The 12,468-nt window shown below is 68.3% G+C and carries 7 protein-coding genes; 4 read left to right on the top strand and 3 right to left on the bottom strand.

Annotation, left to right across the window (positions count from 1 at the left end):
* Nucleotides 1-51: 51 nt before the first annotated feature.
* Nucleotides 52-1,263 carry an MFS transporter gene (locus EV560_RS22190; protein ID WP_165923577.1) on the bottom strand — a complete coding sequence of 404 codons (1,212 nt, stop codon included), beginning with the start codon at nt 1,261-1,263 and terminating at the stop codon, nt 52-54.
* Nucleotides 1,264-1,611: 348 nt separating this feature from the next.
* On the opposite strand from EV560_RS22190, the gene exbB reads away from it, so the two are divergent.
* From exbB to EV560_RS22170, 4 genes are all read left to right on the top strand, one after another.
* On the top strand, nt 1,612-2,655 hold the full coding sequence (gene exbB, locus EV560_RS22185) for a tonB-system energizer ExbB (RefSeq protein WP_131857994.1): 1,044 nt from the start codon (nt 1,612-1,614) through the stop codon (nt 2,653-2,655).
* A gap of 3 nt (nt 2,656-2,658) precedes the next feature.
* The gene (exbD, locus tag EV560_RS22180; protein WP_131857993.1) at nt 2,659-3,120 is read left to right on the top strand and encodes a TonB system transport protein ExbD; all 462 of its coding nucleotides are present in this window, start codon (nt 2,659-2,661) and stop codon (nt 3,118-3,120) included.
* Nucleotides 3,117-4,010, top strand: a complete 894-nt coding sequence (locus EV560_RS22175; protein ID WP_131857992.1) for an energy transducer TonB — start codon at nt 3,117-3,119, stop codon at nt 4,008-4,010. The genes exbD and EV560_RS22175 overlap by 4 nt, the downstream gene beginning before the upstream one ends.
* Before the next feature lie 158 nt (nt 4,011-4,168).
* Nucleotides 4,169-5,872 (top strand): ABC transporter ATP-binding protein, encoded by a 1,704-nt coding sequence (locus EV560_RS22170; RefSeq protein WP_131857991.1) that lies wholly within the window; start codon nt 4,169-4,171, stop codon nt 5,870-5,872.
* Between the two features lie 129 nt (nt 5,873-6,001).
* On the opposite strand, the gene EV560_RS22165 is transcribed toward EV560_RS22170, so the two are convergent.
* Nucleotides 6,002-11,194 (bottom strand): autotransporter domain-containing protein, encoded by a 5,193-nt coding sequence (locus EV560_RS22165; protein ID WP_131857990.1) that lies wholly within the window; start codon nt 11,192-11,194, stop codon nt 6,002-6,004.
* A 302-nt stretch (nt 11,195-11,496) separates the two neighbouring features.
* Nucleotides 11,497-12,468, bottom strand: a complete 972-nt coding sequence (locus EV560_RS22160) for a D-2-hydroxyacid dehydrogenase (RefSeq protein ID WP_131857989.1) — start codon at nt 12,466-12,468, stop codon at nt 11,497-11,499.

Raw genomic sequence — 12,468 nt, 5'->3', positions numbered from 1 at the left:
GGGAGGGGAATTCTATAGACCGTAATCCCGCTTCGCCATGGCGAGTCCGGCTCAGTGGATCTTGCGTGCCAGCAGGAACAGCGCGCCGGCGGAAAGGGCGGACAAAAGCAGCAAGAGGCCATTGCCCGGCATCAGCCCGGCGCGCTCGATCAGCATGGCGAAGGCGAGCGGCGCGGCTGCCTTGATGACGAGGCCGGGCGCAGCGAGCTTGCCGAGCATGGCACCGTAGCCGGCCGGGCCGAAAAGCTGGAGCGGCACGGTGCCGCGCACGATCGAGCCCAACCCCACGCTGATGCCATAGGCGATGGCGAAGAGTCCTGCGAGCGTCGCCGTGGTGGTGCCGAGCATCAGCAGCAGGAAGCCGAGCGGCATCAGCAGGGCCGAGAGCCAGGCGGTCGTCACCGGCGAAACCTCGGCGCCGAACAGCATCTCGAACAGCCGCCCCGCGACCTGCGAAGGGCCGACCATGGCGCCGATCGTTACTGCAACTGCGGCGCTGAGGCCGAGCCCCTGCAGCATGGACAGCAGATGCACCGACATGGCCGAGACGACGAAGCCCTGCAACGAAAAGGCGAAGGCGAGCAGGATGAAGGCACGGCGACGCTCCCCGCCCTCGAGATATGTCGCGGCAGGCGCCGCCACGCCGGCGCCTGCCAGCGCTGGCGCAGTGGAGCGCTTCACCCGCCCCGGCAGCAGGAAGAGATGGAGTGGCACGCAAAGCGCCAGCGTCAGCAGCGCATAGGCGCGGTAGATTCCGCGCCAGTCGAGATAAGCCAGCAGCGCCGTGGTCAACGGCCAGAACAGAGTGGAGGAAAAGCCGCCGATCAGGGTGAGCTGGCTGATGGCGCGCCGGGCACCGGCGCCACGCGCCTGGGTCAGCGCGGCGAAGGCGGCCTCGTAGAAGACCATGGTCGATACGGCCGCGACCGCGATCATCGCAGCGAAATAGCTCACCGGCCCGCGCGCCTCGGCGAGCAACAGCAATGACAGCCCGGCCAGGACCGAACCGAGCGTCATCACCAGCCTCGTGCCATGGCGATCGATCATCCGCCCGGTGATCGGGGCGATGGCCCCGCCGACCAGGAGCCCGGTTGCGAAGCCGCCATAGGTCCATTCCGGAGCCCAGCCGAAACTCTCGGTCATGCGCGGCGCCAGCACGGCGAAGGCATAGTAGAGGGCGCCGTAGCCGACGACCTGGGTGATGCCGAGGGCGATGATGAGGCTGAGGCCGTGGCGGCCGAGCGGTGCTGGCAGGCTGGGCATCGTCTTGCGGCGGTCTCCTTCCGACGCAAAGGCGGCGGGACCTCCTGTCGCAGCATTCCCGTGCGGGAGATGCAAGCCTTTTCGTTCGTTTGCGCCGGGCCTGCCGCGCAGTGTCCGTGGTGGCATGCGCAGCGCGCAGTTCGCACCTTATGCGCCCTCTGCAAGGAAACAATCGCGTCGCGTCATCGCCAGACTGATGTTTCGCTTTGACAATGGGCACTCAACTCGCCAGTAACGCCAAAGATGAGATTTGATCTGTTTAGATTTCTTCTAAAGAGAAACTAATCTGCTCGAATGCTTCGTAATCTTGAATCTCATCTGCCTGCGCGTGACAGAGAGTTCATCGGAATGACTGACAGGGACACCCCTCATCGCGATCCTGCTTCGGCTCATTGCTGCGGAGAGTCCAATCCGGCTCGCCTGGCCCTGCGGCTGCTTGCGCCGGCCGTCGCGCTGATCGTCTCGTCGGTTTCCGCCTTCGCCCAGCCCGCTCCCGCGCCTCAGCCTGCCGCTCCCGCCGTGACCGCGCCGGCCCCTGGCGCCCCGGTGGCGCCGCCGGCAGCGACGGCGCCCGCCCCCGATGCCGGCCTTTCGACCGCTGCACCGGTCCCGGCGCCGGCCGCCAGTCCTGCCCCGGTCGTGACCGCGACCTTGCCGCATGACCTCTCGCCCTGGGGCATGTTCATGGCGGCCGATATCGTCGTGAAGGCCGTGATGGTCGGGCTCGCCTTCGCCTCGCTGGTGACCTGGACGATCTGGCTCGCCAAGGCGCTCGAGCTGATGTCGGCCAAGAGCCGCGCCCACAAGGCGACGCGCCGGCTGGAAAAGGCCGAGAGCCTGGAGGCTGCGGCCGAGATCATCGCGGCGCATCGCACCCGCCGCGGCGCGGTGGCTGATCTCGTTCAGGCGGCGCGGCGCGAGACCGCACGCTCGGCCGATCTGTCGGAAGACGGCATCAAGGAGCGCGTCGCGATCGCGCTCGCCCGGATCGAGGCACGCGCCGGCCGCAACATGGCACGCGGCACCGGCCTGCTCGCGACGATCGGCTCGACCGCGCCCTTCGTCGGCCTGTTCGGCACGGTCTGGGGCATCATGAACTCGTTCATCGGCATCTCGCAGTCGAAGACGACGAACCTCGCCGTTGTGGCGCCGGGCATCGCCGAGGCGCTGCTGGCGACGGCGATCGGCCTTGTCGCGGCCATCCCGGCGGTGATCATCTACAACGTCTTCGCCCGCGCCATCACCGGCTATCGCGCCGTGCTCTCTGACGCTTCGGGCGAGGTGCTGCGCCATCTCTCGCGAGACCTGGAACGCGCGCACCGTGCCGCACAACGGCCGGCGCAGCCTGCCCAGGCCGTCACCGCCATGCCGCGGCTGATGCCGGCGGAGTGAGCCATGGCCGTCTCGCTCAAGGATCCGCAGGATGGCGATCTCGGCGAAGTCGCCGATATCAACGTCACGCCCTTCATCGACGTCATCCTGGTGCTGCTGATCATCTTCATGGTCGCCGCGCCGCTCTCGACCGTCGATGTCGCGGTCGACCTGCCGGTCTCGAACGCCAGGCCGCAGCCGCGCCCCGACAAGCCGGTCTTCCTGACGGTGAAGGGCGATCTCTCCCTCGCGCTCGGCAATGACGGCGTGCCGCGCGAGGCGCTGCAGGCAGTGCTCGACCAGCAGACCGGCAGCGACCGCGAGCAGCGCGTCTTCCTGCGCGCCGACGGCACGGTCGCCTATCGCGACCTGATGGAGGTGATGAACCTCCTGCGCAATGCCGGCTACCTCAAGATCGCGCTGGTCGGGCTCGAGGATACCGGCCAGGGCAACGCGCCGGCCCCGAGCGCGGGTGCAAAGCCATGATGCTCGGCAGCGAGAGCACGCCGCGGCGGATCTGGCCGGCGCTGCTGCGGTGGACCATGGCCGCGCTGGTCGTCGTCTCCGCCCATGGCAGCCTCGCCTGGTTCGCGCTGAGCTGGCGCCCGAACGAAGCGGCGGCCGGCGCGCCCGAGCCGGCCGTGATGATCGAGCTCGCTGCTGTTTCGGTGGCGCCCGAAGCGCCGCCGGAGGAGCTGCCGCCGGCCCCGCAGCCGACCCAGACCGAGCCGGAGCCGCCCCCGCCGGAGCCCGAGCCGGTCAAGGAGCCGGAACCCGAGCCGCCGCCGCCCGAGCCTGTGCCCGAACCTGAGCCCGAGCCGGTGAAGCTGCCGGAGCCCGAGATCAAGCTGCCGGAACTGCCGCAGCTGCCGGACCCAGCCGCCGTGCTGGCGCCGCCGCCGCCGCCCAAGATCGAGAAGCCGGAGCCGAAGATCGTCGAGCCCAAGCCGAAGCCGCCCAGGCCGAAGGTCGTCGAGCGCCGCAAGCCGGTCGAGCGCCAAAAGCCGAAGGCCGAACGTGCTGCCGCGCCGCCGCCCGCGCCTGCCACGGCGGCCGCGCCCACGTCCGCGCCCGTCGGCGCGTCCACTGCGCCGTCAATGTCCACCGCTTCCTGGCGTGGCCTGCTGATCGCGCATCTCAACCGCTACAAGCGCTTCCCGCCGGGCGCGCGCACCGGCACGGTGCAGGTCGCCTTCAGCATCGATCGCGGCGGGCGCGTGCTGTCGGCCCGGCTCACCGGCTCGTCTGGCGATCCGGCGCTCGATGACGAGGCCGTCTCGATGGTCCGTCGGGCCAGCCCGGTCCCGGCCCCGCCGGCCGGCGTCGGTGGTGGCGGCGCCATCGCCCTGGCAGTGCCGGTCCGGTTCAATCGCTAGGATCGACACGTCCACGTCATTGCGAGCACCCGGGCCACACTGCTCGCAGAATGCCCCACCATGCGTGCAGATATGTTTCGCAGCGCGGTCGCGCCGCCTATAGAAGGCAAAACGCCGTTCGCGCCGGCTACGCTGGACGAGACGAGGCCCGAAAAACCATGCTTCGCCGCTTCTTCGCCTATTACGCGCCGCATCGCGGGCTGTTCGTGCTGGATTTCTCCTGCGCGGTCCTGTCCGGCGTGCTCGAGCTCGCCTTCCCGATCGCGGTCAAGCTGTTCATCGACCAGTTGCTGCCGAGCCAGAACTGGGGGCTGATCCTCGCCTGCGCCGCGGGGCTGATGGCGATCTACCTGCTCAATGGCGGGCTGATGGCGATCGTGACCTATTGGGGCCACATGCTCGGCATCAACATCGAGACCGAGATGCGCCGCAAGGCCTTCGACCATCTGCAGAAGCTCTCATTCAGCTATTTCGACAACCAGAAGACCGGCCATCTCGTCGCCAGGCTGACCAAGGACCTGGAGGAGATCGGCGAGGTCGCGCATCATGGGCCGGAAGACCTGTTCATCGCGATCATGACGCTGCTCGGCGCCTTCGCGCTGATGTTCATGGTCAGCGTCGAACTCGCGCTGATCACGGCCTGCGTCGTGCCGCTGACCGGCTGGCTGACCAGCCGCTATGGCGGGCGCATGACGCAGAACTGGCAGCAGCTCTTCCGCCGCGTCGGCAGCTTCAATGCCCGCATCGAGGAGGCGGTCGGCGGCATCCGCGTGGTCCAGGCCTTCGCCAACGAGGACCATGAGCGCCGGCTCTTCGCCAGCGACAACCAGAAATACCGCGAGACCAAGCTCAACGCCTACCGGATCATGGCGGCGACGACCTCGCTGAGCTATCTCAGCATGCGCCTGACCCAGATGGTGGTGATGGTCGCCGGCAGCTATTTCGTCATCACCGGCTCGCTCAGCCAGGGCGGCTTCGTCGGCTTCCTGCTGCTCGTCACCGTGTTCTTCCGGCCGATCGAGAAGATCAACTCGGTGATCGAGACCTATCCGAAAGGCATTGCGGGTTTTCGCCGCTATACCGAGTTCCTGGATACCGAGCCCGACATCGCCGACCGGCCGGGCGCCCAAGACGTGCCGCGTCTGAAGGGCGAGATCGCCTATGAGAAGGTCTCGTTCTCCTATCAGACCGGCCGGCAGGTGCTGGCCGGCATCGACCTGACGATCAAGCCGGGCGAGACCATCGCTTTCGTCGGCCCGTCCGGCGCCGGCAAGACGACGATCTGCTCGCTGCTGCCGCGCTTCTACGAGGTGACAGGCGGGCGCATCACGATCGACGGCATCGATATCCGCGACATGACGCTGGGCTCGCTGCGCGGGCAGATCGGCATCGTGCAGCAGGATGTCTTCCTCTTCGCCGGGACGCTGCGAGAGAACATCGCCTATGGCCGGCTCGAGGCCACGGAGGACGAGATCCTGGATGCCGCAGGGCGTGCCCGGCTCGACGAGGTCATCGCCGCAATGCCGGAGGGGCTCGACACGATCATCGGCGAGCGCGGGGTCAAGCTCTCGGGCGGCCAGAAGCAACGATTGGCCATCGCCCGCATCTTTCTGAAGAACCCGCCGATCCTGATCCTGGACGAGGCGACCTCGGCGCTGGACACGCAGACCGAGCGCGCCATCCAGCAATCGCTCTCCGAGCTGTCGCAGGGCCGCACCACGCTGATGATCGCACATCGGCTGGCGACGATCCGCGATGCCGACCGCATCGTCGTGGTCGACACCAACGGCATCGCCGAACAGGGCAGCCATGCCGACCTGGTCAAGGCCGACGGCATCTATCGGCGGCTGCACGAGGCTTAGGCGGCCTCGGGGTCGCCGCTCCCCGTCATGGTCGGGCTTGTCCCGACCATCCACGTCTTCGCTGGTCGAGGGCGGTGTTCAAGGCGTGGATGCTCGGCACAAGGCCGAGCATGACGGACCGAGCGCAAATCAGAACGCGATGTCGATCCGGCCCTTGACCGCCTGGTTACGGGCCTTGTCGCTGACCGCCGCGCCGTAGCTGATACCCAGCGTCGTCGAACCCGACAATTTCCAGGCCAGGCCCGCCTCGGCCACGAGCGTGTTGCGCGCAACCGGCGCGGCATAGGTCTGGAACGGCAGGCCGCCGGCGACGAAGGCCAGATCTGCCGTCGGGGTGATGTCGCCGAACGCATAGCGCCAGCCGAGCATGCCGCGCGCCACCAAGGGCAGGGAGCCGAACTGCATCTCGCCACGCAGGCCGAGCGTGGTGAAACCCAGCGTCTGGTCGCGGCCGAGCACCGTGAGCGCGGCCGCGCCGCCCTGCTCGGCCTCGCGCTCGCTGCGGATATTGACTGCGGCGATCTGGGCGAAGGGCTCGAGTGCGACCTGGCCGAGCGTCAGCCCGTAGCCGATCTCGGCAAAGGCCTGGGCCGTGGCGCTGCGGCCGTCGAGCTTCAGGTAATCGGAGAAGCCGGGGAAGGCGACGCTGCGCTTCACGTCGACATCGTTCCACGAATAGGCGGCACCGGCCCGCAACGCAAAGGCGCCGAGGCGGGCGCCGCCATAGAGCGCACCGTGGAAGCTCGACAGTTCGCCATTCGACCGGCGCGCATCGACATCGAAATCGGTGTTGGTATAGCCGCCGGCGGCGCCGAGCCGCCATTGCCCCTGCTCCAGCTCGGCGCCGAACAGCATGCCGCCGCCGCGATAGCTGAGCGAGGCGGCATTGCCATCGCGGTCGACCGAGCCCTGCGCACCGATGGCCTCGCCCCAGAGCGTGAAGCGGCGCGTGTCGAAAGCCGGGGCCGGCATGACCGTGACCGACTTGCGGCCGGGCAGATCGGCGGTGAATCCGCCGGAGACGCTGCCGCCGGCCGCCGTGCTGCCATAGGGCGCACGCAGCCGGTTGAGGATCGAGTCGCGGATGAGATGGCTGTTCTCGATCGCGACCGAGACGGCCTGCGCATGCACCTCGCCGGAGAGCAGGTCGAAGCCGGCACGGGCCTGATCGGCCGTGGTTCCCAGCAGGGCCTCATAGACGCGGTTGCCGCTGCCAAGCGCTTGCGCGGCATTGGCGACGCCGGCCTGATTCCGGGTCGCGGCGACGAAGGCGCGCGGTCCCGGCTGCGGCCCGAAATCGGTGTCGTTGCGCATCATCGTCAGCACGACGGCCGTGGGGCCGTAGCTGAGCGACGGTGTCAGGAAGGCGAGATCGGACGTGGCGCTCGCAAATTGGCCGCTGATCCCGCCCTGCGCCGTCAGGATGCTGTAACTGGTCGATTGCGCATAGCTGCCGGTCGCAGCCAGCACCTGGACCTGGCCACCACTGAGCGTGGCCGTGCCCGTCGCGACGATCCGGTCGCTGGCGCCGGTCCCATCGAGCTCGACCTGATAGGTTGTGCCGGCAGCGAAGCTCACATTGCCGGCAACGTTGACCGTTCCGATCGAATTGCCCGGCGCGACCATGCCATTCAGCACATTGATGCCGCCGACCGTGCCATTGCCACCGAGCGTGCCGCCGTTCAGCGTCACCACCGAATTGGCCAGCGAGCCGTTCACCGAGAGCAACCCGCCCGTCACCATGGTCGGGCCGCTCATCGTGCTCGTGCCGGTGAGGTTCAGCGCGCCCGCGCCCTGCTTGGTCAGCGCGCCTGTGCCGGAGATGGCGCCGGCGAAGGTTCCCGCCGTGGCCTGATCGAAGACCAGGGCAGCGTTGTTCAGGATCGCGCCTTGGAGGCTCGTCGTATTGCCGATGAGCGTGCCGCCGCTGATCGTGGTGCCGCCCGTATAGGCGTTGGGACCCGTGAGCGTCAGCGTGCCCGCCCCCTCCTTGACCAGCGAGCCGGTGCCGGAGATGACGCCCGAGAACAGGGTCGAGGCGCCATTGCCGCCGGTGTTCAGCCGGGCAGTGCCGAGATCGACGGAGCCGGCGCCTGCAAGCGAGCCGACGCTCTGGTCGAGCCCGGCGAGGACGAGGCGCGCCCCGGCATCGACCGTGAAGGCGGAGCCGGCCGAGAAGGCGCCGGCCGCGCCGGCCTGCAAGGTGCCGCCAGCGACATGGGTTGCGCCCGTGTAGGAATTCGCGCCCGTCAGCAGCAACGTGCCAGCGCCGAGCTTTTCAAGCGAGCCGGCCCCCGAGAGCGGCTGCGCGACCGTGAAGCTGTTGGCGGCCTCAGCGATATCGAAGCCACCGCCGGACCCGCCGAAGCTGAAGGCGCGCGTGCCGAGCGAGGCGAGCCCCGTGCCGGTGACGCGCAGGATGCCGCCGTTCATGGCAAGCGTGCTCGAGATGTCGCCGAGATTGGCGTTCGAGGAAATGCTGAGGCTGCCGCCGTTGAGGAAAGTCGTGCCGGTATAGCTGTTGTTGCCGGTCAGGACGAGCGTGCCGGAACCCTGCTTGGTCAGCGTGCCGCTACCGCTGATATCGGCGGCAAGCGTCGCGCTGTCGGTGAAATCGGCAACGATGCGGCCATCATTGCTGAGCGTCGGCGTGACCAGAGAACCGGCAAGCCCGCCTATGCCGAGATTGAGCGTGCCGGCGACGCCGATCTCCATACCCGCAGCGGCATTGACTGCGCCGCCATCGGCGATGGTCAGAATGCCGGCATAGTCGGCGCTGCCGCAGCCGCAGCCGGGATGGCCGACGGTGAGTCCGTTATCGGCGTTCAGGATCGAGCCGGCCCCGGTCACCGTGACGCTCGCGGTGGCGAGGCCGAGCAGGGGATCGGGATCCGAGCCGATCTCTACGAAACCCGTGGAATTGACGATGCCGCCCGCGGAAACGACGACCGTTCCGGTACCGACGCCGATAAAACCTCCGACGAACAGGACGTTATCGACATTCCAGGTCGAGCCGGCGCCGTCCACCGTCACAATGGCGTTGTTGAAGAGCCCCTCCAGCATGACGCCGGATCTGCTGTTCACGACGCCGCCGGCGCTGATCGCCATGGTCGTCGGGTCGGGGCCACCGATCTGGGTCAGGCCTTCCACCGTGACGCTGGAGCCGGCGCCCGTGACCTCGAGCTTGGACTGGACGGAGAGAACGTCACCCGGACTCACCAGAGTCAGCGTTCCGCCATTGCTCACGCGCAAGGTGCCGCCGCCGATCAGTACGCCGCCACCGCTGAAGCTGAGGGGGTCGCCGACACTCAGCGAGCCGCCACTGATCTCGAGCAGCGCGCTGGCGCAGCTGCCGCACATGATCAGTGCGCCTCCGATGGCGCTTGTGCCGGTCAGCTTGAGCTGGCCCGGGCCTTCCATCGCGAGCGAGCCATTGCCCGTGATCGAGCCGGAAAAGACAGTGGCAACAGGATTGAAGCCGATCGTCAGGGTCGAGTCGGAGCCGATGACGACGTTGCCGGCGCCGGCCAGCGAGCCGATCCAGGGCTCGACGAAGCCGTCCTCGATCTGGAGCGTGGCGCCGGCATTCACCGTGACGTCGCTGGCGTTGGGCAGGGCGCCGTCGGACTGGATCAGCAGCGTGCCGCCATTGACGATGGTGGCGCCCGAATAGTTGTTGGCTCCCCTCAGCGCGAGCGTGCCGTCGCCCGTCTTGGTGACGCCGAACGAGCCGGTGCTTTCCAGGATGTCGCCGCTATAGGTGGCCGCCGGGCCGGGCCCCACATTGATGGTGAAGTTGTTCTCCAGGACGGCGGTGTTGCCGATGCTGACGGCAGGCGCGATGTCGAGCGTGCCGTTCTTGACCAGCAGCAGGCCGCCGCCGAGCGCGCTGTCATTCTCTGCGCGAACGGTGCCGCCATCGAGGGTGAAGTCGCCGGTGAAGGTATTGGCGGCGGTGAGCGTCAAGGTGCCCGCGCCCGTCTTGGCGATCCCGAAAGCCCCGCCACTTTCTCCGATCACGCCGGCATAGCTGCCCGACGCGCTCGATGCCACGTTGATGGCGATATTGCCTTCGAGACTGGCGGCGTTGCCGAGCGTGATGCCGTTCTGGATGTCGAGCGTGCCGCTCCTCGCAATGAATGTTCCGCCGCCGAGAGCAGAAGCATGGCCGGCGCTGACGGTGCCGCCGTCGAGGGTGAAGTCGCCGGTGAAGCTGTTGGCCGCGGTCAGCGCGAGCAGGCCGCTGCCCTGCTTGATGAGGCCGCCATCGCCGCTGATCGTGCCGGCATAGGTCCGGCCGGACGGCGACGCCGCCGCGTCGACGGAAATGGTCGCGGTTGTCCCGCGCAGATAGAGCGCCTGCCCCGCGGCCGAGCCGGCAGAACCCGGTTGAGCACCGGCAATCGTGCCAAGCTCAGCCCCGCCTGCACCACCTGCGACAGCATTGGCAAAATCACTCGAGACGATTCCCGTGTCGCGCAGCGTGAGCGAGCCACCCTGATCGACGAAGAGCGCACCGCCGAAGCCGGCGCCGCCACCGCCGCCGCCGCCATATAGTCCTACTCCGGCAGCGCCTCCGTTTCCGCCACCGGTGCCGCCAAGGCCCGGCGTTCCGTTCGAGCTTCCTCCACCCGCGCCGCCACCGCCGGCACCAAAGCCGCCGCTTCCCCCGTTTCCGGAGAGGCCCACCGTGCTGCCGCCGCTACCGCCGCCGCCCTCACCGAAGCCTCCGGAAGCGCCCGAACCGCCATTGGCAGCGCCCCCCGCTGCGCCCGCGGCGCCATTCAAGCCACCGCCGTCACCTCCGACACTGGACGATGAGGACGCTGCGGACCCACCGTTTCCACCGACGGCACGATTATCAGCAAAGCTCACACCTGCGACGTCGACGCTCGCCCCGGCCGCGACGAAGAGTCCGCCACCCGCGCCGAGGCCACCACCGCCCCCGCCGCCACCGGCGATGTTGTCCTGCCCAATCGCCCCGTTGCCGCCCCGCGCCAGGCCGTTGGTGAGCGTGAGGTTCTCGAAGGAGGCCAGGCCGCCATTGACGGTGAAGATCTGGAAGCTATTGGCGCCATTGATGGTGAAGGCGCTGCCATCGGCGCTCCTGACGGTGACGGTGGCGCCCGAGGCGTTGTTGATCGCCGCCAGGGCCGAGGTCAGCGTGATGTCGTTCTGGATGGTGATCGTGTAGGCGCTCGCCGAGACGTTGGCCGCGGCGATCTGCGCGTTGAGCGAGGCTGTATCCGTGGCGAAGCCGTCCGCCCGAGCGGCGGTGGCGGGCGCGAGCGCCGCCATCAAGGCGAACAGGCTGGTACGCATCGATAGCAGCGAGCGGTGCGGACCAAATGAAAGGCGCGAAGCCGCGATCAGCCGCCCGACTGCAAACTGCCCGCGATCACCCATGCCAGCCCCCAAACGCCCTGCGGACCAGCACCCGACACGACAGGCAAGGCACGAACCTCACCCCGGCGGCGAATCAACACGCCAAACCGACCCGTTCCCCAGTCCACCGAATATGATGCCGCAAGGTCACTGGTTCGCCAATTGACGGCCGTTCGCAGCCCGTCGGAATGTCATCCACGTGACCTTTCGGCAACTTCCGGCGGGCAGATTTGGTCTGCTCACACGATCTGATTGCGCAGAGCCGTCTCGCCGCGCGAAAGCCGGCCGAGATTGTCGAGGAGGATGTCGACGACATTGGTCTCGTAGGCGCGGGTCTCGCCGGCGCTATGCGGGGTGACGATGAGGTTCGGCAGCGCCCAGAAAGGCGAGTCGGCTGGCAGCGGCTCGTCGTGGAAGCAGTCGAGTCCGGCGCCGGCCACTCGCCCCGAGGTCAGCGCCCCGAACAACGCCTGCTCATCGACGACCTTTCCCCGCGCGACGTTGATCAGGAAGGACCCCGGCTTCATCGCGGCGAGCGCGGCCTTGCCGATCAGCCCTTCGGTCTCCGGCGTCAGAGGGCAGGTCAGCGCCACCAGATCGGCCTCGGCCAGAACCTCGTGCAGGTGATCGGGCGTGACGACGACGTCGACATTCGGCTCCTTGCGCGGCTGGCGGCGCACGCCGACGACGCGAATGCCGAAGGCCGAGGCGAGCGCGGCGAGCCTCAGCCCGATGCGGCCGAGCCCGACGATGACCAGCGTCTTGCCGCCGAGTTCGTCCTCGCGCTTGCCGCGATCGCCGATCATGGGCCGCCAGAACTTGGCGCTCTGGTTGTCGCGGCAGAGATGGATCTGGCGGGTGAGGCCGAGGATCAGCGCCATGGCGTGCTCGGCGACGGCGCGCTCATTGCCGCCCTGGGCGCTGGCGAGACGCAGGCCGGCGCTCGCGAAGGCCGGCTTGTCGAACTGGTCGGTGCCGGCGCTGATCGACTGGACGAAGCGCAGCTTGGGACAGGCCGCGATCAGCTCGTTGCGCCAGAGGCCGGAGACGACGATCACATCCGCCTCGGGGGCACGAGTCTTGAACTCGTCGAGCGAGCGGACTTCGAAGGTCTTCGCCGCCCGCCCGCGCGTCGCGAACTCGGCTTCGAGCTGATAGGCGGCATGGGCGAAGCCGATCGTCAGATCGCGCTCGTCAGGCAAAGGCTGCAT

The sequence above is a fragment of the Allobosea sp. BK604 genome (assembly GCF_004341515.1).
Classification (GTDB): domain Bacteria; phylum Pseudomonadota; class Alphaproteobacteria; order Rhizobiales; family Beijerinckiaceae; genus Allobosea.
Note: the sequence above shows the minus strand (reverse complement) of the source record. Positions and strands in the feature narration are given on the sequence as shown.